Source organism: Mycobacterium sp. NGS49 (assembly GCF_059812565.1).
Window position 1 is genome coordinate 60,759 of the sequence record NZ_JCALCX010000014.1, and the last position, 25,442, is coordinate 86,200.

21 protein-coding genes and 1 pseudogene are annotated in these 25,442 nt (G+C 68.7%); 16 read left to right on the forward strand and 6 right to left on the reverse strand.

Going from position 1 to position 25,442, the window contains the following annotated elements; all coding sequences use genetic code 11:
• The first annotated feature begins 290 nt into the window (after positions 1-290).
• The 6 genes and pseudogenes from AC5Y7D_RS16305 (at position 291) to AC5Y7D_RS16330 (ending at position 11,149) form a co-directional block, all read left to right on the forward strand.
• A complete protein-coding gene (locus AC5Y7D_RS16305; RefSeq protein ID WP_499925751.1) occupies positions 291-5,465 on the forward strand; it encodes a PE family protein in 5,175 nt (1,724 codons plus the stop codon).
• A gap of 117 nt (positions 5,466-5,582) precedes the next feature.
• Positions 5,583-5,809 (forward strand): annotated as a pseudogene (locus AC5Y7D_RS16310) (ISNCY family transposase); the annotation flags it as partial.
• Between the two features lie 68 nt (positions 5,810-5,877).
• The gene (locus AC5Y7D_RS16315; RefSeq protein ID WP_499925753.1) at positions 5,878-7,497 is read left to right on the forward strand and encodes a class I SAM-dependent DNA methyltransferase; all 1,620 of its coding nucleotides are present in this window, start codon (positions 5,878-5,880) and stop codon (positions 7,495-7,497) included.
• Between the two features lie 261 nt (positions 7,498-7,758).
• On the forward strand, positions 7,759-8,511 hold the full coding sequence (gene thyX, locus AC5Y7D_RS16320) for an FAD-dependent thymidylate synthase (protein ID WP_499925755.1): 753 nt from the start codon (positions 7,759-7,761) through the stop codon (positions 8,509-8,511).
• A 51-nt stretch (positions 8,512-8,562) separates the two neighbouring features.
• Positions 8,563-9,465 carry a 4-hydroxy-tetrahydrodipicolinate synthase gene (dapA, locus tag AC5Y7D_RS16325; protein ID WP_499925757.1) on the forward strand — a complete coding sequence of 301 codons (903 nt, stop codon included), beginning with the start codon at positions 8,563-8,565 and terminating at the stop codon, positions 9,463-9,465.
• A gap of 7 nt (positions 9,466-9,472) precedes the next feature.
• Entirely contained in the window at positions 9,473-11,149 is a 1,677-nt protein-coding gene (locus tag AC5Y7D_RS16330) for a ribonuclease J (RefSeq protein WP_499925759.1), read from the forward strand.
• Between the two features lie 82 nt (positions 11,150-11,231).
• Here AC5Y7D_RS16330 and AC5Y7D_RS16335 read toward each other — a convergent pair whose 3' ends face one another.
• The 3 genes from AC5Y7D_RS16335 to AC5Y7D_RS16345 are packed head-to-tail and all read right to left on the reverse strand — an operon-like array spanning position 11,232 to position 13,245.
• The gene (locus AC5Y7D_RS16335) at positions 11,232-12,104 is read right to left on the reverse strand and encodes an SAM-dependent methyltransferase (protein WP_499925761.1); all 873 of its coding nucleotides are present in this window, start codon (positions 12,102-12,104) and stop codon (positions 11,232-11,234) included.
• Between the two features lie 8 nt (positions 12,105-12,112).
• On the reverse strand, positions 12,113-12,934 hold the full coding sequence (locus tag AC5Y7D_RS16340; RefSeq protein ID WP_499925762.1) for a mycofactocin-coupled SDR family oxidoreductase: 822 nt from the start codon (positions 12,932-12,934) through the stop codon (positions 12,113-12,115).
• Positions 12,931-13,245: a putative quinol monooxygenase gene (locus AC5Y7D_RS16345; protein ID WP_499925764.1), complete on the reverse strand. Its 315-nt coding sequence runs from the start codon at positions 13,243-13,245 to the stop codon at positions 12,931-12,933. The genes AC5Y7D_RS16340 and AC5Y7D_RS16345 overlap by 4 nt, the downstream gene beginning before the upstream one ends.
• 256 nt (positions 13,246-13,501) lie before the next feature.
• On the opposite strand from AC5Y7D_RS16345, the gene AC5Y7D_RS16350 reads away from it, so the two are divergent.
• The gene (locus AC5Y7D_RS16350; protein WP_499925765.1) at positions 13,502-16,060 is read left to right on the forward strand and encodes a DNA translocase FtsK; all 2,559 of its coding nucleotides are present in this window, start codon (positions 13,502-13,504) and stop codon (positions 16,058-16,060) included.
• A 125-nt stretch (positions 16,061-16,185) separates the two neighbouring features.
• On the opposite strand, the gene AC5Y7D_RS16355 is transcribed toward AC5Y7D_RS16350, so the two are convergent.
• A complete protein-coding gene (locus AC5Y7D_RS16355) occupies positions 16,186-16,710 on the reverse strand; it encodes an amino-acid N-acetyltransferase (RefSeq protein ID WP_499925767.1) in 525 nt (174 codons plus the stop codon).
• A 58-nt stretch (positions 16,711-16,768) separates the two neighbouring features.
• Here AC5Y7D_RS16355 and pgsA point away from each other — a divergent pair, with 58 nt between their 5' ends.
• From pgsA to pspM, 4 genes are all read left to right on the forward strand, one after another.
• A complete protein-coding gene (gene pgsA / locus AC5Y7D_RS16360; protein WP_499925769.1) occupies positions 16,769-17,365 on the forward strand; it encodes a CDP-diacylglycerol--glycerol-3-phosphate 3-phosphatidyltransferase in 597 nt (198 codons plus the stop codon).
• Positions 17,366-17,442: 77 nt separating this feature from the next.
• Positions 17,443-17,760 (forward strand): transcriptional regulator ClgR, encoded by a 318-nt coding sequence (clgR, locus tag AC5Y7D_RS16365; protein WP_499925770.1) that lies wholly within the window; start codon positions 17,443-17,445, stop codon positions 17,758-17,760.
• A gap of 133 nt (positions 17,761-17,893) precedes the next feature.
• A complete protein-coding gene (gene pspA / locus AC5Y7D_RS16370) occupies positions 17,894-18,703 on the forward strand; it encodes a phage shock protein PspA (protein WP_499925772.1) in 810 nt (269 codons plus the stop codon).
• 7 nt (positions 18,704-18,710) lie between these two features.
• On the forward strand, positions 18,711-19,532 hold the full coding sequence (gene pspM, locus AC5Y7D_RS16375; protein ID WP_499925774.1) for a phage shock envelope stress response protein PspM: 822 nt from the start codon (positions 18,711-18,713) through the stop codon (positions 19,530-19,532).
• Positions 19,533-19,536: 4 nt separating this feature from the next.
• Here the strand turns inward: pspM and AC5Y7D_RS16380 are convergent, their stop codons facing one another.
• On the reverse strand, positions 19,537-19,971 hold the full coding sequence (locus AC5Y7D_RS16380; protein WP_499925776.1) for a limonene-1,2-epoxide hydrolase family protein: 435 nt from the start codon (positions 19,969-19,971) through the stop codon (positions 19,537-19,539).
• A gap of 43 nt (positions 19,972-20,014) precedes the next feature.
• Between AC5Y7D_RS16380 and AC5Y7D_RS16385 the strand changes: the two genes are divergently transcribed.
• Together AC5Y7D_RS16385 and AC5Y7D_RS16390 are read left to right on the forward strand one after the other, a co-directional pair.
• Positions 20,015-21,181, forward strand: coding sequence for a glycosyltransferase (locus tag AC5Y7D_RS16385; RefSeq protein ID WP_499925778.1), 1,167 nt, complete (start codon positions 20,015-20,017; stop codon positions 21,179-21,181).
• 22 nt (positions 21,182-21,203) lie between these two features.
• Complete coding sequence (locus tag AC5Y7D_RS16390) at positions 21,204-21,398, forward strand: DUF3046 domain-containing protein (RefSeq protein ID WP_499925780.1); 195 nt, start codon at positions 21,204-21,206, stop codon at positions 21,396-21,398.
• A 96-nt stretch (positions 21,399-21,494) separates the two neighbouring features.
• On the opposite strand, the gene AC5Y7D_RS16395 is transcribed toward AC5Y7D_RS16390, so the two are convergent.
• Entirely contained in the window at positions 21,495-22,148 is a 654-nt protein-coding gene (locus tag AC5Y7D_RS16395; RefSeq protein ID WP_499925782.1) for a (2Fe-2S)-binding protein, read from the reverse strand.
• A gap of 169 nt (positions 22,149-22,317) precedes the next feature.
• Here AC5Y7D_RS16395 and recA point away from each other — a divergent pair, with 169 nt between their 5' ends.
• The 3 genes from recA (at position 22,318) to miaB (ending at position 25,442) form a co-directional block, all read left to right on the forward strand.
• Positions 22,318-23,358 (forward strand): recombinase RecA, encoded by a 1,041-nt coding sequence (gene recA, locus AC5Y7D_RS16400; RefSeq protein WP_499925784.1) that lies wholly within the window; start codon positions 22,318-22,320, stop codon positions 23,356-23,358.
• On the forward strand, positions 23,324-23,842 hold the full coding sequence (recX, locus tag AC5Y7D_RS16405) for a recombination regulator RecX (RefSeq protein WP_499925786.1): 519 nt from the start codon (positions 23,324-23,326) through the stop codon (positions 23,840-23,842). The genes recA and recX overlap by 35 nt, the downstream gene beginning before the upstream one ends.
• 82 nt (positions 23,843-23,924) lie before the next feature.
• Positions 23,925-25,442: a tRNA (N6-isopentenyl adenosine(37)-C2)-methylthiotransferase MiaB gene (miaB, locus tag AC5Y7D_RS16410; RefSeq protein WP_499925968.1), complete on the forward strand. Its 1,518-nt coding sequence runs from the start codon at positions 23,925-23,927 to the stop codon at positions 25,440-25,442.

Sequence of the window (25,442 nt, forward strand, 5' to 3'; positions counted from 1 at the left end):
GAATGCTATGACACCTACGGCCGAGTTCGAGACGAATTGAAGCATTGACGCCTTTTCGTCCGGGGGCGGGGGCAGGCTCACCGCCGAATTCGTCGGTTGTCCCGCCGCCGTCGCACCATTGCCGGGGTGTGTTGTTACACCCGAATCCGGCTGCAGCCGTTGAGGATCAGCTCGGTGGCCAATTCCACACATGACGAATTGCGTCCTGATACGATCCGCTGACCGATCGGCCCCTGAGCATCACACGACCGTTGAGCGATCCGCACAGCACACTCTGCGAGAGGCAAGCTATGTCGTTCGTCCTTGTCACCCCGGACATGCTGTCGGCGGCTGCGACTGACCTCAACGCTATCGGGTCGGCGTTGAGAGCAGGGACCGCCGCGGCGGCACCGGCGACGACGGGTGTCATCGCGGCGGCCCAGGACGAAGTGTCGGTGGCTTTGGCGGCGTTGTTCGGCCGGCACGCGAACGACTATCAGGTACTGGCCGCGCAGGCCGAGGCAGTTCGTGACCGATTTGTTCGCACCTTGAGCGGCGCGGGGGGCGCGTATGTCGGGGCGGAGGCAGCGAGTGTGGGACCGCTGCAGGCATTGGAAGAGGGCGTGCTTGCGGTGGTGAACGCGCCCACGTTGGCTTTGCTGGGCCGCCCGCTGATCGGCAATGGCGCCAACGCGACCATACCGGGCGGCGCTGGCGGCGCCGGCGGGTTGCTGATCGGCAACGGCGGCAACGGAGCCGCCGGTGCGGCCGGTCAGGCCGGAGGTGCCGGCGGGAACGCGGGGCTGATAGGGATCGGCGGAAACGGTGGTGCCGGTGGGCCCGGTGTCGGGTTGGCTGGTGCAGCTGGCGGCGCCGGTGGTGCGGCCGGTTTGTTGTGGGGTAGCGGTGGAACGGGCGGCAATGGCGGTCACGGTGCCAACAACCTGGCCGGCGCCGGCTTTGCTGGCGGGACAGGCGGCGCCGGCGGCGTCGGCGGCTGGTTCACCAGCGGCGGTGCCGGTGGAACCGGCGGCATGGGAGGCCAGGGCGGGGTCGGTGTGAACGGCGCCGTCAACACGCAAGGCGGTATGGGCTTCACCGGTGGCGCCGGCGGCTCCGGCGGTTCTGGCGGCCACGCCGGACTGCTGTTCGGCCACGGCGGTTCCGGTGGGCACGGAGGGATCGGCGGCGTCGGCGGCACCGGCGGCGTTGGCGGCGACGGTGCGACCCCGGGTACCGGCGGCACCGGCGGCACCGGGGGTGCGGCGGGCCACGGCGGCGCCGGGGGCGCCGGTGGGTTCTTCACTTCCGGTGGCCAGGGGGGAGGCGAGGGCACCGGTGGCACTGGCGGCCTCGGTGGTAACGGAGGCAATGGAATTCAGGGCACCTCCGCCGGGGCCGGCACCGGCGGAGCCGGGGGCATCGGTGTCACCGGTGGCCAGGGCGGCCAGGGCGGTGCCGGCGGGGCTGCGCTGGCCGGCGGCTTCGGCGGAAGTGGTGGAAACGGCGGCAACGGCGGTATCGGTGGGACCGGCGGGGACGGCGGTTCCGGCGTGGTCGGCGGCGGAAACGGCGGTGCCGGCGGTACGGGCGGAACCGGCGGTGCACCCGGACTTGCCGGTATATCCGGCGGTTTCGGCGGTCACGCGGGCAACGCCGGCCTGGCCGGAAACGGCGGAACGGGTGGACAGGGTGGAGCGGCGTCGGCGGCTCCCAATGCCGCGTCCGGCACCGGGCTCGCGGGCGTCGACGGCTATCAGGGTGGTGCCGGTGGTACCGGCGGCAGCGGCGGCGGATTCGGCGGTAGCGGCGGCAATGGTGGTGCCGGTGGTGCCGGTGGTGCCGGGGGAGGTGGCTCTGACGCCGCGGGCCTGTTCGGCAGCGGTGAGGGAGGGAAGGGCGGACAGGGCGGCGCCGGGGGACAGGCCGGTCTCGCCGGTGGGGCGGGGGTCACCAACGGCATCGGCGGGCAGGGCGGTGTCGGCGGCCAGGGCGGACAAGGCGGACAAGGCGCATCAGGGACCAGCTCGTTGGCGCCTACCACTGGCGACCAGGGCGGTAAGGGGGGTTCCGGCGGTACCGGCGGTATCGGTGGTGCGGGTATCGGTGGCGTCGGCGGCGGTGACGGCGGTCAAGGCGGCGTCGGCGGGCAGGGCGGCACCGGCGGAACCGGTGGTGACGACACGGGACTCACCGGCGGTAGTGGAGCGCAAGGCGGGCGAGGGGGAACCGGCGGCGATGCCGGGTTGGGCGGATCCGGCACCGACGGGGGAACGAGCGGGGGTATCGGCACCGGCGGGGTGGGCGGTGATGGCGGCATCGGTGGGCGGGGCGGCCAGGGTGGGGCCGGCAGCAGCTCGGCCACGCCCACAGCGGGGATTCAGGGCGGTTTCGGCGGTGCCGGCGGCGACGGTGGCGCGGGTGGTGTGGGCGACGGCCTCGGAAAAGGCGGCGGCGCCGGCGGCCGGGGCGGCATCGGTGGCCAGGGTGGCACCGGCGGGACCGGCGGCGACAACACCGGTTTCACCGGCGGCAGTGGAGCGAAGGGCGGGCAGGGCGGTACCGGCGGCAACGCCGGTACCGGTGGCGCCGGTACCGACGGTGGCGCAGCTGGCGGCATCGGCACCGGCGGGGTGGGCGGTCAGGGTGGTGCCGGCGGTCAGGGCGGTCAGGGTGAAACCGGCAGCAGCTCGGCCTCGCCCACCGTGGGCATGCAGGGCGGTCAGGGCGGTGCGGGTGGAGCCGGTGGTGACGGCGGCGCGGGTAACGGCGTGACCAACGGCGGCGCCGGCGGTGTCGGAGGTGTTGGCGGCCAGGGCGGTCAGGGGGGGACCGGCGGTAACAACACCGGCGCCAGCGGTCTGGGCGGTAGCGGAGGCACCGGTGGTACCGGTGGTTCGGCGGGTGTGGCGGGCACCGGGACGGACGGCGGCGCCGGCGGCGCCATCGGCACCGGCGGTAAGGGCGGTACCGGCGGCACCGGCGGCCAGGGCTTCAACGGCACCAACGGCACCAGCTCCGGGTCCCCGTCGGGCGGTACGGCGGGCGGTCAGGGCGGGACCGGAGGGCAAGGCGGTGCCGGCGGCGCCGGTGACGGCCTCGGCAGCAACGGTGGTGCCGGCGGGACCGGCGGTAAGGGCGGCGCCGGCGGTTTCGGCGGGTCCGGCGGCAACAACACGGGCAACAATGGCGGCGACGGTGCCAACGGTGCGACCGGCGGTACCGGTGGCAGCGCAGGTGTCGGCGGGGCGGGCACCGACGGCGGCGGGAGCGGCGGCAACGGCACCGGCGGTGACGGCGGCAAGGGCGGTGCCGGCGGCACCGCCGACGCCGGCGCCAACGGCGGTGACAACACCAACGGCGGCAAGGGCGGCAACGGCGGTAACGGCGGTGCCGGCGGCACCGGTGGCGCGGGCATCGGCGGTGTCGGTGGCGGCAACGGTGGCCAAGGCGGGGCTTCCGGCGCCGGCGGCAACGGCGGTAACGGCGGTAACGGCGTGGGCGCATTCCACCGGCCCGGCGGCGTAGGCGGCGGCGGAGGAAACGGCGGTATCGCAGGCCAGGGCGGTGCCGGAGGTGACGGTGGCGGTCATGGTGGTCAAGGCGGGGCTTCCGGCGCCGGCGGTAACGGCGGCAACGGCGGCGCCGGCGGCGGTTTCGGCAGCACCGGAGGTGACGGCGGGGCCGCCGGCGCAGGCGGCGCAGGGGGAACGGCCGGTGCCGGGGGTGTCGGCGGTGCTGGTGGCGGTGACGGCGGCCAAGGTGGTGCCGCGGGCGCCGGCGGCAAAGGCGGCAATGGCGGCAGCGCCAGCTTTGCCGGTTGGTCCGGTGGCAAAGGGGGCAACGGTGGTGCGGCCGGAGTGGCTGGTGCCGGTGGCGCCGGCGATGGCAACGGCGCCGGCGGCCACGGTGGTGCTGGGGGTGTCGGCGGTTCCGGCGGGAATGCGGGCAACAGCCTAGGTGCTGTCGCCGGAAATACCGGTGGTGCGGGCGCTGCCGGCAGTGCGGGCGGCGCCGGTGGCGTTGCCAGCGGCAGCGGCGCGGCCGGTAACGGTGGCAATGGCGGCGCGGGAGGTAATGGCGGGACGGGCGGCCGCGGCGGCAACGTCGTCGGCGGCGCGGGAGGTACGGCGGGCACCGCCGGGGCGGGTGGTGCCGGCGGTGCCGGCGGCAACAACACCGGCACCGGTAACGGTGGCAACGGCGGCAGCGGCGGAGCTGGAGGCAGCGGCGGGACCGGGGGCGACGCCGGCAGCGGCGGCATCGGAAACTCCAACCCGGGTGCCGCCGGTGCCACGGGTGGTCTTGGCGGTGCCGGAGGTGCTGGCGGCAACGCCCTCGGAACCAGTGGCAATGGCGGCAGCGGCGGCAGCGGCGGCGCCGGCGGCGCCGGCGGCACCGGGGGCATCTCTAACGGACTCGGCGACGGCGGCAACGGCGGTAGCGGCGGTGGCGGCGGCACCGCCGGCGCCGGCGGCAACGCCAGCACCGGCGGCGGCACCGGCGGCCAGGGCGGCAACGCGGGAGCCGGCGGACACGGCGGCAACGGCGGCAACGCCACCATCGCCGGCTTCCCGGGCGGCAGCGGCGGCGCCGGCGGCGCGGCAGGAGGTGCCGGTGGCGGCGGCACCGGCCACGTTAACGGCAGCGGCGGCAACGGCGGTGCCGGAGCCAACGGCGGGACCGGCGGTAACGGCGGCCACAGCCTCGGCTCTGTCGTGGGCGGCGCGGGCGGTTCCGGCGGTGCGGGCAGCGCTGGTGGCACCGGCGGCGTCGCCACCGGTAGCGGTGCCGGAGGCATCGGCGGGGCCGGTGGAAACGGCGCCAACGGCGGTAACGGTGGTAACGGCGGCAACACCGTCAACGGCGCCGGCGGCAAAGGGGGCAACTCCGGCGCCGGTGGCGCAGGCGGTGCCGGCGGTAACAACACCGGCACCGGCGACGGCGGGGCCGGCGGAGCCGGCGGCAGCGCAGGGATCGGCGGCACCGGTGGCACCGGCGGCACGGGTGGAGTGGGCAGCAACGGCGGCAACGGCGGCACCGGCGCTCTGGGCGGCGCCGGCGGTGCGGGTGGCGATGCCACCGGCACCAGCGGCAACGGCGGCAAGGGCGGATTCGGCGGTAATGGAGGCAGTGGCGGCACCGGCGGCACCGGCGGGTTAACCGATTCCCATGGTGGCGCCGGCGGCGGTTCCGGCCAGGGTGGCGTCGGCGGGGCGGGCGGCACCAGCACCGGCGGCGCCGGGGGGACCGGCGGCCTCGGCGGCAGTGGTGGGGGCGGCGGGAATGGCGGCAACGCCGGTGCCGGTCTGGGCAACAGCACTGGCAGCGGCGCCAGCGGCAGCAGCGGCGGCAAGGGTGGCGACGGCGGCAGCGGTCAGAGCGGACCGGGCGAGGGTGGCGATCCCGGTTTGGCCGGCAGCGGAAACCAGGGTCAATTGGGCGGCTCCGGTGGACTGGGCGGTGGCGGCGGCGCCGGCGGGTAAGTGCGCAAACGCCCGTCGTGCACTGCCACCGGGGTACTGTCATGCCTCGCACCCAGCAGTGGGTGACCCCGAAACTCGCAGCCCGCGAGCCGGAGTGATGCCGGAATCCGCGCACCCGGAAACCGACACCAGGCCGCACAATTGGCGCCGGCGATCAGACGAATCCGCCGCCAAACAGGACGGCCGCCACGGACGGTGACCGCTGACCGCGGCTACGCTCTGGACTTCGTTGAACGCGGCCTGACTCGACTCGGCGTGCGTAGTGTGGCAATCCTCGCCGGAGCATCGACGGCGCTGGCCGCCGCCAGTTCCAGCAGCGCCCAACCTTCTGCGGAAGGATCAAATGCGAGCCGGTTCACAGGAGGTAGCGCACCAAGGCTCTCAGGGCCGGGAAATAGAAGGGACGCACGCCATGCCGCCGCGGAAGAAGCAGGAGCCGCAAGCACCGTCGACCATCAAGGAGCTCAAGGACACGTTGTGGAAGGCGGCGGACAAGTTGCGTGGGTCCCTGCCTGCCAATCAGTACAAGGACGTGATCCTGGGTTTGGTTTTCCTGAAATACGTCTCCGATTCCTTCGACGAGCGTCGTGAGGCGCTTCGTGCCGTGCCGGTGGCCGACAGCATGGACGATGACCAGGCACCGATCGATGATCCCGAAGATCACTTTGGCTGTGACGTGTTCGTGCTACCGCCGAATGCACGATGGAAGTTTCTCGCGGAGAACGCCAAAGGTAAGGCTGGCATCGACGTCGAGCGTGGCAGGAACATCGGTCAGCTTGTCGACGAGGCCATGGATGCGGTGATGAAGGCCAACCCGACGCTAGCTGGCACGCTGCCGCGCCTGTACAACCGCGACAAGGTCGACCAGCACCGGCTCGCTGAGCTGATCGACTTGTTCACCAGCGCACGGTTCAGTCGTCAGGGTGAGCACAAGGCGCGAGACCTGATGGGGGAGGTCTACGAATACTTCCTCGGCAATTTCGCACGCGCCGAAGGCAAGCGGGGTGGCGAGTTCTTTACCCCACCCAGCGTGGTCAACCTGATCGTTGAGGTACTCCAACCCGCGAAAGGCCGGATATATGACCCGTGCTGCGGGTCTGGTGGCATGTTCGTACAGGCCGAGAGATTCGTCGCCGATCACCACGGCAAGGCGAAAGACATCGCGATCTACGGCCAGGAAAGTATCGAAGAAACCTGGCGAATGGCCAAGATGAACTTGGCCATTCACGGCATCGACCACAATGGCCTAGGTGGCAGGTGGGGCGACACGTTTGCCAGCGACCAGCATGCCGACGCGCAGATGGACTACGTGATGGCCAATCCGCCGTTCAACATCAAGGACTGGGCACGCAACGAGGAGGATCCGCGGTGGCGCTACGGTGTGCCGCCGGCCAACAACGCCAACTACGCCTGGATTCAGCACATTCTGTTCAAGCTCGCGCCCGGTGGTAAGGCCGGAGTAGTGATGGCCAACGGCTCCATGTCATCGAACTCCAACACAGAGGGCGATATTCGCGCGAACCTCGTCGAAGCGGACCTGGTCGCGTGCATGATCGCGCTGCCGACGCAGCTATTCCGCAGCACCGGAATTCCGGTTTGCGTGTGGTTCTTTGCCAAAGACAAGGCTGCTGGTAAGCAGGGGTCGGTCGATCGAAGCGGACAAGTGCTGTTCATCGATGCCCGCGAACTCGGCTACTTGGTGGATCGAGCCGAACGGGCGTTGAGTAACGAAGACGTGGTGCGGATCGCCGGCACCTATCACGCCTGGCGCGGATCGCCGTCTGCTGTCGCGAAACGCATTATTTACGAGGATATTCCGGGGTTCTGCAAGTCGGTGACTCTTGCTGAGATCAGGGCTCTGGACTACGGGCTGGCGCCTGGGCGTTATGTCGGGCCGCCGGCGGCTGAGGACGACGGTGAGCCGATCGACGAGAAGATTGCGCGGCTACAGACGGAATTGCTTGCAGCTTTCGATGAGTCGGCGAGGCTGGAAAAGGAGGTGCGGGAGCACTTGGAGCGGATCGGTGGATGAGTGGCCGCTGACGACCCTTCGGCAGGATCTGCGAGGGATCTGATGGTCATCTCCAAATTCGCAGTGGAGTCGGCTCATTGAGCTGCCAAGCCGTGGGGTTCGGGGCTGATCGCGCCCAGTGCACCGATTTAAGCGCCAGGATTGCGTGACCCGCCACCACAAGACATCCCTGTTGGCGGTGCCTGAGAATGGCGTAACGACGCCACCGGTGGGGACGCACCGCTGCGTGTCTCGCGCAGGACGCCGGTTACGCTGAGCGCCGTGGCCGAGACCGCGCCGCTGCGCGTGCAACTGATCGCCAAGACCGACTTCCTGCCGCCGCCGGAGGTGCCCTGGGCAACCGACGCCGACGGGGGCTCCGCGCTGGTCGAGTTCGCCGGCCGGGCCTGCTATCAGAGCTGGTCCAAGCCGAATCCGCGGACCGCGACCAACGCCGGCTACATCCGGCACATCATCGACGTCGGGCATTTCTCGGTGCTCGAACACGCCAGCGTGTCGTTCTACATCACCGGCATCTCGCGATCGTGCACCCACGAGCTGATCCGGCACCGGCATTTCTCCTACTCGCAGCTCTCGCAGCGCTACGTGCCGGAGCGCGATTCGCAGGTGGTGCTGCCGCCCGGCCTCGAAGACGACCCGGAGCTGCGTGGCATTCTGACCGCCGCCGCCGACGCCAGCCGCGCCACCTACCTCGAGCTGCTGGCCAAACTCGAAGCCAAGTTCGCCGATCAGCCCAACGCCGTGCTGCGCCGTAAGCAGGCCCGCCAGGCGGCCCGCGCGGTGTTGCCGAACGCCACCGAGACCCGCATCGTCGTCACCGGCAACTACCGGGCTTGGCGGCACTTCATCGCCATGCGGGCCAGCGAGCACGCCGACGTCGAAATCCGGCGGCTGGCCATCGCCTGCCTGCGCCGGCTGATCGACGTCGCACCCGCGGTGTTCGCCGACTTCGAGGTTTCCACCCTGGCCGACGGTAGCGAAGTCGCGACCAGTCCGTTGGCTACCGAAGCCTGAGCTGCGCGGCGGTGCTTTGGGGCTTGCCGCAGCCAGGTAACCTTGGGAACCGTGAGCACCGTCGGATTCGATGCCCCAGCGCGCCTGGGAACCCTGCTTACCGCGATGGTGACACCGTTCGACGCTGACGGCGCCCTGGACGTCAGGGCTGCGGCCCGGGTGGCCACCCACCTGGTCGATGAGGGCTGCGACGGTCTGGTGGTCTCGGGCACCACCGGGGAATCGCCGACCACCTCCGACGACGAGAAGCGTGAACTGCTGCGGGTCGTCCTCGCGGCAGTGGGGGACCGGGCCCGGATCATCGCCGGCGCCGGCACCTATGACACCGCGCACAGCATCAAACTGGCCAAGGCCGCCGCCGCCGAAGGCGCCCACGGGCTGTTGGTGGTCACCCCGTACTACTCACGACCTCCGCAGAGCGGGCTGATAGCGCACTTCACCGCCGTGGCCGACGCGACAGAACTGCCCGTTCTGCTCTACGACATCCCGCCCCGGTCGGTGGTGCCGATCGAATTCGACACGCTGCGCGCGCTGGCGGCACACCCCAACATCGTCGGCGTCAAGGATGCGAAGGCTGATCTGCATGGCGCGGGACAGATCATCGCCGAAACCGGCCTGGCCTATTACTCCGGCGACGACGCGCTCAATCTGCCGTGGCTTGCCATGGGCGCCACCGGCTTCATCAGCGTGATCTCGCACATGGCGGCAAGTCAGCTACGGGAGTTGTTGTCCGCCTTCAGTTCCGGGGATGTGGCCACCGCCCGCAAGATCAACCACTCGGTGGGGCCACTTTGCAACGCAATGAGCCGACTGGGCGGCGTGACGCTGTCCAAGGCGGGCTTGCGGTTGCAGGGCATCGAAGCCGGCGACCCCCGATTGCCGCAGGTGGCGGCCACCCCCGAGCAACTCGACGCACTGGCCGCCGATATGCGCGCGGCCTCCGTTCTTCGGTGATGTGACGTTGAACGAGGAGTTAGCCCCGCCCGGTCCGCTGACCGCGGGTGGGCTGCGGGTGACCGCGCTCGGCGGAATCAGCGAAATCGGGCGCAACATGACCGTTTTCGAGCACCTCGGCCGGCTGCTGATCATCGACTGCGGCGTGATGTTTCCCACCCACGACGAACCCGGTGTCGACCTGATCCTGCCCGATCTGCGGCATATCGAGGACCGGTTGGACGACATCGAGGCGTTGGTGCTCACCCACGCCCACGAAGACCACATCGGCGCGATTCCGTTCCTGCTCCGGCTGCGGCCCGACATCCCGGTGGTCGGCTCCAAGTTCACCCTGGCGCTGGTGGCCGCCAAGTGCCGCGAGCACCGCATCAAGCCGGTCTTCGTCGAGGTCAAGGAGGGGCAGAGCAGTCGGCACGGGGTGTTCGAGTGCGAGTACTTCGCCGTCAATCACTCCATCCCGGACGCGCTGGCCATCGCCGTCTACACGGGTGCGGGCACCGTCTTGCACACCGGTGACATCAAGCTCGACCAGCTGCCGCTCGACGGGCGTCCCACCGACCTGCCCGGCATGTCGCGGCTCGGCGACGCCGGTGTGGACCTCTTCCTGTGTGACTCCACCAACGCTGAGCACCCTGGCGTAGGACCGTCGGAGAGCGAGATAGGCCCGACGCTGCACCGGCTGATCCGAGGCGCCGAGGGGCGGGTCATCGTGGCGTGTTTCGCCTCGAACGTCGATCGCGTGCAGCAGATCATCCACGCCGCGGTGGCATTGGGCCGGCGGGTGTCGTTCGTCGGGCGGTCGATGGTGCGCAACATGGGCATCGCCCGTGAGCTGGGGTTCCTACGGGTGGCCGATTCGGACCTGATCGACATCGCCGCGGCAGAAGAGATGCCGCCCGACCGGGTGGTACTGGTCACCACCGGAACCCAGGGCGAGCCGATGGCAGCATTGTCGCGGATGTCGCGCGGCGAGCACCGTAGCATCACCCTGACTGCCGGCGACCTCATCGTGTTGTCGTCGTCGCTGATCCCGGGCAACGAGGAAGCCGTATACGGCGTCATCGACGCACTGGCCAAGATCGGGGCCCGCGTCGTCACCAATGCGCAAGCGCGGGTACATGTTTCGGGTCACGCCTACGCGGGTGAGCTGCTCTTCCTGTACAACGGGGTGCGTCCGCGCCACGTCATGCCGGTGCACGGGACCTGGCGCCACCTGCGCGCCAACGCGAAGCTGGCCGCCAGCACCGGCGTGCCGGAGGACTCGATCATGTTGGCGGAGAACGGCGTCAGCGTCGACCTGGTCGCCGGCAAGGCGAGTATCGCCGGCGCGGTACCGGTGGGCAAGATGTTCGTGGACGGGTTGATCACCGGTGACGTCGGCGAAATCACCTTGGGTGAGCGGCTCATCCTTTCCTCGGGCTTCATCGGGGTGACCGTGGTCATGCACCGCGGCACCGGTAAGCCGGCGGCCATACCGCACCTGCATTCCCGAGGTTTCTCCGAGGACCCAAAGGCACTGGAACCCGCAATCCGCAAGGTCGAGGCCGAGCTGGAACAACTGGCCGCCAACAATGTCACCGACCCGATCCGGATCGCTCAGGGGGTGCGCCGCACCGTCGGCAAATGGGTGGGCGAGACCTATCGCCGGCAGCCGATGATCGTGCCGACGGTTCTCGAGGTGTAAATGGGTCTACGAGTGTGAACCTCACGACGCGACTCGCCGTGATGCGTCATAGATTTCACAATCGACGGCGCGGGTTCGGTCGCTAAACCTTTTCCGCGTATGCCGACCATTCGATCTGCGACGCAGACAGGTTGCGGCCGGTGGGCCGCACGTACCGCGCGACGAGCTCGTCCGGGCCGACCTGCTCCACCAGTCGCCAGCCGTACTCCTCGAGGAAGCCTGCCACTTCGTCTGGTAGCAGGCCGAAATGCCACAGGTGACGACGTCCCCGCACCGAGCGGTACAACATGCGGGAGCCATACCGATTGGTGCCGTCGATGAAGTCGCGCCGGACGTAGCTGAACACCATGCGACTGCCCGGCGCCGTCGGCCGCAGTCCTTCCAGCGTCGTGCGCACGGCCTCTTCGGTGAGGTACTGGGTGACGCCCTCCCAGATGAAAAACACCCGGTAATCGGTGCGGTACCCGTGCTCTGAAAGGGCGGTCAGCAGGTCGTCGCGTTCAAAGTCCAGCGCCACCAGACGAACCGAGAGTGGTAGCTCGCCCAACACCTTTCGGACCGTCCTGGCCTTGCGGGCGATGTTGACCGGCAGATCCACCTCGAAGACGGGTCTGCGGATCTGTCGGGTCAGCCGGTAAGCGCGGGTCTCCAGGCCCGCTCCGAGAATCACCACCGCGTCCATTTCGCTTACGGCCTCGGCGAGCTTGTCCCCGATAAAGCGCTTGCGGCAGGCCAGGTTCGCCCACAATCCAGGACCGGTCCGCTCGGACGCGCCGATGAGTGCCCGTCGGAACACCGCCGACCCGGTAGCGGCGGCCAGCCAGCGCAGCGGTGCCGGCAGGAAGAGCTCGGCCAGGTCGTCGTCGACCAACCTGCGCTCAGCCGGCTCGTTGTGCTCCACCGCGGCCAACAACATCGGTCCGAATGCGGTGCGGGCAGCGGGATTTCGGGCCATGCTTCAGCCTATCGCTTGTTCACCGAGCCCGCGTCGACCGGCAATGTGACGCCGGTGATGTATCGGGCCTGGTCGGACACCAGCCACGCCACGGCGTTGGCGATGTCCTCGGCTTGCAGGATCTGCACCGGCAACGCGTTGGACATGCCCGCAGCCCGGCCGGATTTGCTGACCATATCGGCCAACCACTGGCGGATGAACTCGTTGTTGATCATCGGCGTGTCCACCCCGGACGGGTGCACGGAGTTGACGCGGATATTGTGCGGTGCAAGCAGATTGGCGTAGAGGCGCATCAATCCGACCAGCCCGTGCTTGGCGGCGGTGTAGCCGATCGAGCCGGCGTCGGCGCTACCGACACCCGCCAGCCCCGCTGCCGAGCTGATCAGCACGATCGATCCGCCCTCGCCCTGCTCGATCATGGTCGGCGTCGAGACGTCCACGGTGTGGTATGCCCCGGTGAGATTGACGTCGATGACATCGCGCCAGCCGTCTGCCGACTGCATGGGGGCGATGCCGGCGTTGGCCACCACGATGTCCAGCCGACCGAATTCATCCAGGCCGGCCTGCAACGCCGCGGCCAGTGACTCGCGGTCCCGGACGTCGCCCTGCCTGGCAACGATGCGCCCACCGCCGTCTTCCACGAGTTTGACGGTCTGCGCCAGATCCTCGGCGGTACCCAGCGGATAGGGCACACTGTCGATCCGGCCGCACAGGTCGACGGCAACGATGTTCGCACCGTCAGCGGCCAGCCGAACCGCGTAGGCGCGTCCCTGGCCGCGCGCGGCACCGGTGATGAAGGCTGTCTTGCCTTCCAGTGGCCGCGACATCAAGCGCGGAGCAGGCCCCGGTCCGGGTCGCCGGCCGGAACCGGCGAAAGCATCTTGATGTCGGGCGCTCCGGCCAGGTGCTCACCCACGGCGGTGAACATCTTGCCTACCGCGGGAGCGGTGCTGTGTGCCTTGAGTGCCTCCTCGTCGGCCCACTGCTCGACGAAGACGAAGGTCTCGCCGGCCTGGTGCAGCGAGTACAGCTGGCAGCCCGGCTCGCCGTGCACCTCTTCGACCGCGGTGGTGAGAATGTCGCGGACGGTGTCAACCGATTCCGGCTTGACGGTCAGCGTGGCGACGACGACTACGGGCATGCTGGGCCTCCTGACGGCGGTGTGAGTTGGCGGGCGTACGGGTCTTGGCGCGGTGGGTGGCGATGATTTCGCGCACGCCTTGTCACCCTACTCACCTGATGCCGCCCCGCGGCGTGTCACCCGTTGGGGGACTGCAAGCACCGAGAAACGCCGTCAGGCAACGAGATCGGTAACGGGCCGGGTGAGGGGCGATAAACGCTTCGTTACCAGTGTGGCGGGTGGTGCAGATGTTGTTGATGCGACTACGCTTGCGGGCATGGCCAGTAAGACCGCAGCCCGCTCCGGCGCAAGAACGAGCAGGTCGGGGGCCACTTCGCGGTCCGGGGCCGCAGGTGGGCGATCCGGTACGCCGCCCCGCGCGCCCAAGAAGCGCCCGGGCAAGCCCGTCAAGCGGGTGAGCAGGCCGGCCAAACGCCGTAACCGGTCGCTGCTGGTGCTGACCGGACGCGCCGGCGGCCGGGCCGTGCGTGCCGGCTGGCTGATGGCGGCCCGGGGGACCGGGAGTGCGGCACGGTCGATCGGCCAGGCTCGCAACATCGAACCCGGACATCGGCGCGACGGCATCGCGCTGGGCTTGCTGGGCATCGCCGTGATCGTCGCCGCCAGTTCGTGGTTCCATGCCGCCCGGCCGGTCGGCGTGTGGGTAGACGCGGGCTTGCGGATGTTCGTGGGCTCGGCGGTGGTGCTGCTCCCGTTGGTCGCCGCCGCCGCGGCGATGGTGCTGATGCGCACCGAGCCCGACCCGGACGCTCGACCGCGGCTGATTCTCGGCTCCAGCCTCATCGCGCTGTCTTTCCTCGGGCTGCGCCATCTTTGGGCAGGTTCACCCGAAGAACCCGAGGCGCGCAGGCGGGCAGCGGGGTTCATAGGTTTCGCCATCGGTGGACCGCTCTCCGACGGCTTGACGGCGTGGATCGCGGCACCGCTGTTGTTCATCTGCGCGCTCTTCGGAGTGTTGTTGCTGGCGGGCATCACCATTCGCGAGGTGCCCGACGCGCTGCGTCGCATGTTCGGGACCCGGTTGTTCCAGCGGGAGTACGAAGACGACGAGTACGACGAGTACGACGACTTCGCCGGCGACGACGCGGACACCGTCGAAGTGGCCCCGGCCGAGGATTTCCCGGACGGCTACTACGACGAGGCCCCGCTGCGTCCGGAGGGCGAACCGAAGGCCTGGCCGCCGGCGGCAGAGGCGGCCCTCGACGAACCCATCGAGGACGAAACTCCGACGGTGCCGGAGCCGCGGACCCGCCGGCGCGGCGCCAAAGCCACCGAGAAGCGCGACACCCAGGTGCTGGACCGGGTAGTCGAGGGTCCATACACGCTGCCCTCGCTGGATCTGCTGGTTGCGGGCGATCCGCCCAAGAAGCGCAGCGCCGCCAACACCCACATGGCCGGCGCCATCGGGGATGTGCTGACCCAGTTCAAGGTCGACGCGGCGGTCACGGGTTGCACACGCGGGCCCACGGTCACCCGCTACGAGGTGGAGCTGGGCCCCGGCGTCAAGGTGGAGAAGATCACCGCGCTGCAGAAGAACATCGCCTACGCGGTGGCCACCGAGAGCGTGCGGATGCTGGCTCCGATCCCCGGCAAGTCCGCCGTCGGCATCGAGGTGCCCAACACCGACCGCGAAATGGTGCGGCTGGCCGACGTGCTCACCGCGCCGTCCACTCGCCGGGACCACCACCCGTTGGTGATCGGATTGGGCAAAGACATCGAAGGTGACTTCATCTCGGCCAACCTGGCCAAGATGCCGCACCTGCTGGTTGCCGGCTCGACCGGCTCGGGCAAGTCCAGCTTCGTCAACTCGATGCTGGTGTCGCTGCTGACCCGGGCCACCCCGGAAGAGGTCAGGATGATCCTGATCGACCCCAAAATGGTGGAACTGACGCCGTATGAGGGCATCCCGCATCTGATCACCCCGATCATCACGCAGCCGAAGAAGGCGGCCGCGGCGCTGGCGTGGCTGGTCGAGGAGATGGAGCAGCGCTACCAGGACATGCAGGCCTCCCGGGTACGTCACATCGACGACTTCAACGCCAAGGTGCGATCCGGTGACATCACCACGCCGCTGGGCAGTCAACGTGTCTACCGGCCATACCCCTACGTCCTGGCGATCGTCGACGAGCTGGCCGACCTGATGATGACCGCACCGCGCGACGTCGAGGACGCCATCGTGCGGATCACCCAGAAGGCGCGCGCCGCCGGGATCCACCTCGTGCTGGCCACCCAGCGGCCCTCTGTCGACGTGGTGACCGGCCTGATCAAGACCAATGTGCCGTCCCGGTTGGCGTTTGCGACGTCGTCGCTGACCGACAGCAGGGTGATCCTGGACCAGGCCGGGGCCGAGAAGCTGATCGGCATGGGCGACGGCCTGTTCCTGCCGATGGGCGCGAGCAAGCCGATCAGGCTGCAAGGTGCCTACATCACCGACGAGGAGATCCAGGCCGTCGTCGCCGCCTGCAAGGACCAGGCCGAACCCGAGTACACCGAGGGCGTCACGGCCGCCAAGCCCAGCGGTGAGCGGGCCGACGTCGACCCCGATATCGGCGACGACATGGACGTGTTCCTGCAGGCGGTGGAGTTGGTGGTGTCCAGCCAGTTCGGTTCGACCTCGATGCTGCAGCGCAAGCTGCGGGTGGGCTTCGCCAAGGCCGGCCGGTTGATGGACCTGATGGAGACCCGCGGCATCGTCGGGCCCAGTGAAGGGTCCAAGGCCCGCGAGGTGCTGGTCAAGCCCGACGAACTGGCCGGCACGCTGGCGTTGATCCGCGGCGGCAGCGGCGCCGACGGCAGCGACCCGGCCGAGGACTGACCCGGCCGGGGACCGACCCGGCCGAGCAGTGACCCGGCCGAGCAGACGCAAAATCGCACAAAACCGCTGGTTTTCGTGCGATTTTGCGTCTGCTCGCCGAGCGGGAGGGGCCTGATCAAGCCGCCTCAGAGCACCAGCAGCATCCGGGAGTTGCCCAGAATGTTGGGTTTGACGTAGCTCAGATCCAGGAATTCGGCGACGCCGATGTCATAAGAACGGCACATTTCCTCGAATACCTCGGCGGTGACGGGAGTGCCCTCGATCTCCGTGAATCCGTGCTTGCCGAAGAATTCGGTCTCGAAAGTCAACACAAACAACCGCTCGAGTTGCAACTCCCGGGCCACCTCGAGCAACCGGTTGACGATGGCGTGGCCGATTCCGTGGCCGGTCAACTCCGGATCGACCGCGACCGTCCGGATTTCTCCGAGATCGGACCACAACACATGCAGCGCGCCGCAACCGACCAGTTTGCCGGCGATATCCGGGTCTTCGGCCACCCAGAATTCCTGCACCGACTCATAGAGCGTCACCAGATTTTTTTCCAGCAGAATCTTGCCGGCATAGGTGTCCACGAGTTGTTTGATGGCGGGGACATCAGAGGTGCGCGCGCGCCGAATCACCGGCTGGAAATCCCGTCGACTTTCGCTCACGGGAAAACAGTATCGACATCACTGACCACATGAGCTGGTCAGCCGTTATTCTGTTGCCGTGTCGGGGCAACCGCAAGCGGGTCAGGTAGCGGGTCAGGCCCGCATCGCCAATCTGGCGAATGTACTCACGCTGTTGCGGTTGCTGCTGGTTCCGATCTTCCTGTACGCGCTGTTCTACGGCGACGGCCACCACCCCTACGCCCGGGTGGTGGCGTGGGCGATTTTTGCGGTGGCTTGCATTACCGACCGGTTCGATGGCCTGCTCGCGCGAAACTACGGCATGGCTACCGAATTCGGCGCGTTCGTCGACCCGATCGCCGACAAGACGCTGATCGGTGCGGCGCTGATCGGGTTGTCGATGCTCGGTGACCTGCCGTGGTGGGTCACGGTGCTGATCATGACACGTGAACTGGCGATCACCGTGTTGCGGCTGGCGGTGATCCGCCGCGGGGTGATACCCGCGAGCTGGGGTGGCAAGCTCAAGACCGTGGTGCAGGCGGTGGCGATCGGCTTGTTCGTGTTGCCGCTCAGCGGGGTGCTGCACACCGCGGCCGAGGTGGTGATGGGCCTGGCGATTCTGCTCACCGTCGTCACCGGCATCGACTACGTCGCATCGACGGTCAGAGAAATTTGTCGCGCCAAACGCGACGCCTAGGGAACCATTACCGGCCGTGCCTGCGTTCACGTGAAGTCCCATATTTTCTTGGGGATGACCGGACGAAGGGAAGCACGATGGCGTCACTGGTACGCGAGGTGGTTGGCGACGTGCTGCGGGGGGCCCGGACATCGCAGGGGCGGACGCTGCGCGAAGTGTCCGATTCGGCGCGGGTGAGCCTCGGGTACTTGTCGGAGATCGAGCGCGGCCGCAAGGAACCGTCCAGCGAGCTGCTCAACGCGATTTGTGACGCGTTGCGGGTTCCGCTGTCACAGGTGCTCATCGACGCGGGCGAGCGGATGGCCCGGGAAGAGCGGGCCACGCGGACCGCTGCGGCGATCGATCCCAGCATCAAGGTCGTGATTCCTCCGGTGGCGTCGCTGGCCGTGGCGTGAGCGCCGCGGGTAACCCGCCTGCACGAGATATGCACCATGGGTGGGGCGAGGAGAGCTGACCCACTAAATTGAGCAGCAGGGTATGCGTTGCGCCCATCCGACACACAAGATGAAGCGAAGGCGGAGCTAACTGATGGCCAATCCGTTCGTCAAAGCGTGGAAGTACCTCATGGCGCTGTTCAACTCCAAGATTGACGAGCACGCCGACCCCAAAGTGCAGATCCAGCAGGCCATCGAGGAAGCTCAGCGCACTCATCAGGCGCTGACCCAGCAGGCCGCGCAGGTGATCGGCAACCAGCGCCAGCTGGAGATGCGGCTCAACCGGCAGCTGGCCGACATCGAGAAGTTGCAGGTGAACGTGCGTCAGGCGCTGACCCTGGCCGATCAGGCCGTCGCCAGTGGGGACGCTGCGAAGGCCACCGAGTACAACAACGCCGCGGAAGCGTTCGCGGCCCAGCTGGTGACCGCCGAGCAGAGCGTCGAGGACCTGAAGGCGCTGCATGACCAGGCCCTGCAGGCTGCGGGTCAGGCCAAGAAGGCCGTCGAGCGCAATGCGATGATGCTGCAGCAGAAGATCGCCGAGCGCACCAAGCTGCTCAGCCAGCTCGAGCAGGCCAAGATGCAGGAGCAGGTCAGCGCGTCGCTGAGGTCGATGAGCGATCTCGCCGCCCCCGGCAACACGCCCAGCCTCGACGAGGTGCGCGACAAGATCGAGCGGCGGTACGCCAACGCCATCGGCTCGGCGGAACTTGCGCAGAGCTCGGTGCAGGGCCGCATGCTCGAGGTTGAGCAGGCCGGGGTCCAGATGGCCGGGCATTCCCGCCTCGAGCAGATCCGCGCGTCGATGCGTGGCGAAGCGCTACCGGCCGGCGGCGCGGCCGCATCCGGAGTCACCCCGGCGACCGAGCCCGGCGCGGTACCCGAAAAGCCGTTCGGTCAGTAGGCGGGTGATGGCGGTGAAGTCGAACCGGCGAGGCCTGTGGCGCGGGTTGCTGCAGCGCGGGTTCGACACCGCCGCCGACGTGACCGAGCTGGTAGCCCGGAAGATCAGCGCGGCGAGCGATCCCCGCGCGCGTCTGCTGCGCCGACGGCGGCGCGCGCTGCGGTGGGCCTGGATCTTCACCGCCGGCGTCGTGTTCTGGGGGCTGGTCACCGCGGTGCTGGCGGCCTGGGGCTGGTTCGCGCTGCTGCTGCAGATCACCGGTGCCGTCGCCGTCGTGATGGTGATCCCCGCGACGTTGTTGTTCTTCCGCTACTACTGGTTGAAGTCGGAATCCCTGCCGGCGCAGCGGCCGGCCAACCCCCGGCGCCTGCCCCCACCCGGTTCGGCCGCGCGTCCCGCCATGTATGCCCTGGGTGCCTCCGAACGAGGGTTCTTCTCCCTGCTCGGTGTCATCGAACGGGGCGGGATGCTGCCCGCCGACGAGATCGCCGACCTGACCGACGCGGCGAAGCGGACCTCAGCGGCCATGGCGGCCACCGCGGCCGAAGTGGTGTCCATGGAACGTGCCGCGCACAACGCCGAACCGTCGCGTCAGTACCTGGTGCCGACCATCAACGCCTACACGGCGCAGTTGGGTGCCGGAGTTCGCCAGTACAACGAAATGGTCACTGCCGCCGCGCATTTGGTATCAGCGGTGAGCGGGGACGGTGCGGTTGGGGTGGCTCCGCTGGCCCAACAGCGCTACCGCGACGAACTCACCGGCGCCACTGACAGGTTACTGGGGTGGGCGCAGGCGTTCGATGAGCTCGGCGGCCTGCGCCGGGCATAGCCACCTACAGCGTCGCCCTCAGTGACGGGACGACCATCCCGGCCAGGCCACGCAACGTCGCCTTCAGCATGTCGAAGGTGTCGAAGTAGTCCCGCCACAGCGTGATCCGCCCGTCGCGCAGCTCGAAGATTCCGCAGACCCAGAACTGGATCCGCAGCGGACCGAATATCAGTGCGTCAGTCCGCTCTGTCAGTACCGCGTCACCGTCGGCGGCCACTCGGTGGAACTTCACCTCGAAGCCGATCCGGCCCTCCATCTGACGAAACAGCTTCGCCACCCGCCGCCCGCCGCGGATTTTGGAGAAACCGACGTTCTCGTAGAGCAGGTCGTCGGCCAGGGCGGCATCCGCGGTATCGAAATCCTCGTCCTGCAGCGCATACAGGAACGCCTCGACCGTGCGGATGTTGTCACTGGTTGTTGTCTGAGTCAGCTCGGTCATGGTTGCCAGCGTAGGCGAGACGGGGTGTGGCAGGGTGAAGTGGATGCGCGTCGCCGTTGTCGCCGGACCCGATCCCGGACACTCTTTCCCCGCGATCGCGCTGTGCCGGGGCTTCGTGGCGGCCGGCGATTCGCCCACCTTGTTCACCGGGGTGGAATGGCTGGATATCGCCCGCAGTGTGGGCATCGATGCGGTCGAACTGGACGGTCTGGTCGCCACCGACGAGGACCTGGACGCCGGTGCCCGCATTCACCGGCGTGCCGCGCGAATGGCGGTGCTGATCGCGCCGACGCTGCGCGAACTGGCCCCGGATCTGGTGGTGTCCGACGTCATCACCTCCGGCGGCGGCCTGGCGGCCGAGTTGCTCGGGATTCCGTGGGTGGAACTCTGCCCGCATCCGCTGTACCTGCCGTCGAAAGGGCTGCCGCCGATCGGCAGCGGCCTGGCGCCGGGAACGGGCCTGCGGGGCAGGGTGCGCGACACCGTGATGCGCGCCCTGACGGCGCGGTCGGTGCGGACCGGTCTGCGGCAGCGCGCGGCCGTCCGGGTGGAGATCGGTTTGCCGGCGCGTGATCCCGGGCCGCTACGACGGCTGATCGCCACGCTGCCCGCGTTGGAGGTCCCGCGCCCGGACTGGCCGGCCGAGGCCGTCGTGGTGGGCCCGCTGCACTTCGAGCCGACCGACCGGGTGCTGTCGATCCCGGCGGGCTCGGGGCCGGTTGTCGTGATCGCGCCGTCGACGGCGTCCACCGGCACCACCGGGCTGGCTGAACTGGCGTTGCAGAGCCTGATACCAGGGCAGACACTGCCCGCCGGTGCTCGGCTGGCGGTATCCCGGCTGGGCGGTGCGGAGCTGACGGTCCCGCCGTGGGCGGCGGTAGGGCTGGGGCGCCAAGACGCGCTGCTGGCGCATGCCGATCTGGCCATCTGCGGCGGCGGTCATGGCATGGTGGCCAAGACGCTGCTGGCCGGGGTGCCCCTGGTGGTGGTTCCCGGCGGCGGGGACCAGTGGGAGATCGCCAATCGGGTGGTCCGTCAGGGCAGCGGGCGGCTGATCCGCCCATTGACCGGCGACTCGCTGGTGGCCGAGGTCGGGGAGGTGCTGTCGTCGCCGAAATACTGCGCGGCGGCCAAGGAGGCAGCCGCCAGCATTGCCGGTGTGGCAGACCCGGTGCAGGTGTGTCATGAAGCGCAGGCTTTAGCGCAGTAGATCGCTGGGTATCTTGGCTGGCGTGCGGCTGACCGAGTTCAACGAGCGGGTGGTGCTGCGCTTCGGCGCGGCGTACGGCTCCTCGGTGCTGGTCGACCATGTGCTGACCGGTCTGGGCGGCCGTACCGCAGCCCAGGCGATCGAAGAGGGTATCGATCCTCGCGAGGTGTGGCGCGCATTGTGCGCCGACTTCGACGTACCGCGCGATCAGTGGTGACTGGTGGCGTCGAGCCTGCGGTCCGGGCGTCGATCAACCCGAGAATCGGGTCCTGACCGCAGCGCGGACGCCGCCGGCGCAGGCTGGAAGTCCATCTCAGCGCAGCGCACAGTCGCCGCACGTGCCGCCGCCCGGGATGCGGTAATACAGGCAGCAGCTGTTGCGCCGGAAGTCCAGGTCCGCGCTGGTGATCGCGCCGGTTCCGGCCAGCTTGCCGGTGTGCAGCAGAGCGGAGGTGATCCGTTCGATCGGGGTGCGCAGGTCCGGACGCGCCAGCAGCAGTTGCCGCGACGTGCCCACCAGGGCCGACGCGATGTTGCCGTAGAGCAGGCCGGGCGCGAGCTTGAAGCGCAGGCCCGCCGCGAACGGCTCGAGGTGATCGGATACGACCACGCGATACAACAGCCCGGAGGACAGGGGCCCGATGGGCTCTCCGACGGGTTCGGGCAGCCGCAACCGGGCGCTGTCGTCGGCGCGTTGCAGCTCGGCCAGGTCGGGGATGACGCCGTGGGCCAGCACGCACGCGAGGACCGGCGACCATAGCCGTGCGGCATGTCCTAGGTGCACCAGGGATGCACCGATCCGCGGGTCGGTGATGCGGTAACGCCTGGTGGTGGCGTCGATGAGGTCCGCGTAGCCGTCGGTGTACGACTGCGCGACGTGATGCCACCCCTCGGGGTCTCCGCCCACGGTCAGGGCGAAAAACCCGCCGTAGGTGGACACCTGGGTCAGTTCCGCAGCGATGTTCATGTGTTCGTCGAGGTGATCCTGCCAGACGCGGCGTGTCGAAACTCGAGTCGAACAGGTGTTCGGCTACTGTGGGAATCACTCGGAGATCTCAACTTGTCGGTGGCCTTCTCTAGTGTCGCGGCTAACCGACCGATACCGGTCACCGAACACCGACTACAGGAGAGGCATCATGGCTCAAGCCCCCGATCGCGAGAAGGCTCTCGAACTGGCTATGGCCCAGATCGAGAAGAGTTACGGAAAAGGCTCGGTGATGCGCCTGGGGGACGAGGTGCGCCAGCCGATTTCGGTCATCCCCACCGGGTCCATCGCACTGGACGTGGCCCTGGGCATCGGCGGCCTGCCCCGGGGCCGGGTCGTCGAGATCTACGGCCCGGAGTCCTCCGGTAAGACCACCGTCGCACTGCACGCGGTGGCCAACGCCCAGGCCGCCGGCGGTGTCGCGGCGTTCATCGACGCCGAGCACGCGCTGGATCCGGACTACGCCAAGAAGCTGGGCGTCGACACTGATTCGCTGTTGGTCAGCCAGCCGGACACCGGAGAGCAGGCACTCGAGATCGCCGACATGTTGATCCGTTCGGGTGCGCTCGACATCGTGGTGATCGACTCGGTGGCCGCGCTGGTGCCGCGCGCGGAACTCGAAGGTGAGATGGGTGACAGCCACGTCGGCCTGCAGGCCCGGCTGATGAGCCAGGCGCTGCGGAAAATGACCGGCGCACTGAATAATTCGGGGACCACAGCGATCTTCATCAACCAGCTCCGGGACAAAATCGGAGTGATGTTCGGTTCACCCGAGACGACCACGGGTGGCAAGGCGCTGAAGTTCTACGCGTCGGTGCGCTTGGACGTGCGGCGGATCGAGACGCTCAAGGACGGCACCAATGCGGTGGGTAACCGCACCCGGGTCAAGGTGGTCAAGAACAAGGTGTCGCCGCCGTTCAAACAGGCCGAGTTCGACATTCTCTACGGCAGGGGCATCAGCAGGGAAGGATCGCTGATCGACATGGGTGTGGATCAGGGCTTCATCCGTAAGTCCGGCGCCTGGTTCACCTACGAGGGTGAGCAGCTCGGTCAGGGCAAGGAGAATGCGCGTAACTTCCTGCTCGAAAACGGCGAGATCGCCAACGAGATCGAGAAGAAGATCAAGGAGAAGCTCGGCATTGGTGCAGTGGTAACCGATGACAGCGTCCTGCCCGCCCCCGTCGACTTCTGAGCGTCGCGAGGAGCAGGCGCGGGCGCTGTGCCTGCGCCTGCTCACCGCGCGATCACGAACCAGGGCCGAGCTGGCCGGCCAGCTGGCCAAGCGGGGGTTCCCCGACGACGTCAGCAACCGGGTGCTGGATCGACTGGCCGGTGTCGGGCTGGTGGACGACACCGACTTCGCCCAGCAGTGGGTGCGGTCACGGCGGGCCAACGCGGGCAAAAGCAAGCGTGCGCTGGCCTCTGAGCTGCATACCAAGGGCGTGGACAACGAGGTGATCGACACGGTGCTTGCCGGTATCGACGCCGGTGCCGAACGGGAGCGGGCAGAACAGCTGGTACGGACCAAACTGCGACGTGAGGCGCTGAACGAAGACGACGCACGGGTGACTCGCCGGTTGGTCGGCATGCTGGCCCGCCGCGGATACACCCAGAACGTGGCGTGCGAGGTGGTGCTTGCCGAACTGGCCGCCGAACGGGAGCGCCGGCGGGTCTGAGGGCATGGTCCAGGCGAGGCCACGATGGCCGACGACTAGGGTCTGCGTCGCTCGCCAGTACCATGGCCCCGTGACTTCGACCATGGCACCTGGCGCTGCCGACGATGCCTTGGCCGTGTTCGGTTCGGGCCGCACCTACCAGGTACGCACCTACGGCTGTCAGATGAACGTGCACGACTCCGAACGGCTGGCGGGCCTGCTCGAGGCGGCCGGTTACCGGCGTGCGCCCGAGGGTGCCGACGCCGATGTCGTCGTCTTCAACACCTGTGCCGTCCGTGAGAACGCCGACAACAAGCTGTACGGCAACCTCAGTCACCTGGCACCGCGCAAGCGCAGCAACCCCGACATGCAGATCGCGGTCGGCGGCTGCCTGGCTCAGAAAGACCGGGAAGCGGTGCTGCGCAAGGCGCCGTGGGTCGACGTGGTGTTCGGCACCCACAACATAGGGTCGCTGCCCACGCTGCTCGAACGCGCCCGACACAACAACGAGGCCCAGGTCGAGATCGCCGAAGCGCTGCAGGAGTTTCCCTCGTCGCTGCCGAGTGCCCGCGAATCCGCTTATGCCGCCTGGGTTTCCATCTCGGTGGGCTGCAACAACAGCTGCACCTTCTGCATCGTGCCGTCGCTGCGGGGCAAAGAGGTCGACCGCAGCCCGGCCGACATCCTGGCCGAAGTGCGGTCGCTGGTGGATACCGGAGTGCTCGAAGTCACCCTGCTGGGCCAGAACGTCAACGCCTATGGCGTCTCTTTCGCCGACCCGGCGATTCCGCGCAATCGGGGCGCCTTCGCCGAGCTGCTGCGAGCCTGCGGCGACATCGAAGGCCTCGAGCGGGTCCGGTTCACCTCGCCGCACCCGGCCGAGTTCACCGACGACGTCATCGAGGCGATGGCCCAGACGCCGAACGTGTGCCCCGCCCTGCACATGCCGCTGCAGTCCGGATCGGACCGGGTCCTGCGTGCGATGCGGCGCTCCTACCGCGCGCAGCGCTATTTGGCCATCATCGAGCGGGTGCGCGCGGCGATGCCGCACGCTGCCATCACCACCGATCTGATCGTCGGCTTCCCCGGCGAGACCGAAGAGGACTTCGCGGCCACGCTCGACGTGGTGGCCCAGGCCCGCTTCGCGGCCGCGTTCACCTTCCAGTACTCCCAGCGGCCCGGCACACCGGCCGCCGAGCTCCCCGATCAGCTGCCGAAAGCCGTTGTACAGCAACGCTACGAGCGCTTGGTGGAACTTCAGGAGAAGATCTCCCTGCAACACAACCAGGCGCTGGTCGGCCAGACCGTCGAGCTGCTGGTCGCCACCGGCGAAGGACGCAAGGACAGCCGTACCGCACGGATGAGTGGCCGGGCCCGCGACGGCCGCCTGGTCCATTTCGCGGCCGGGGACCGGGCGGTGCGTCCCGGTGACATCATCACCACGGTGGTCACCGACGCCGCGCCACACCACCTCATCGCCGACGCCGCCATCCTGACCCATCGCCGCACCCGGGCCGGTGACGCACACGCCCCGGGTAGGCGCGGCGTCGGACTGGGTATGCCGGTTGTGGGGCTGTCCAGCACCGCGCCGGCCCAACCGGCCGGCTGCGGCCAACAATGA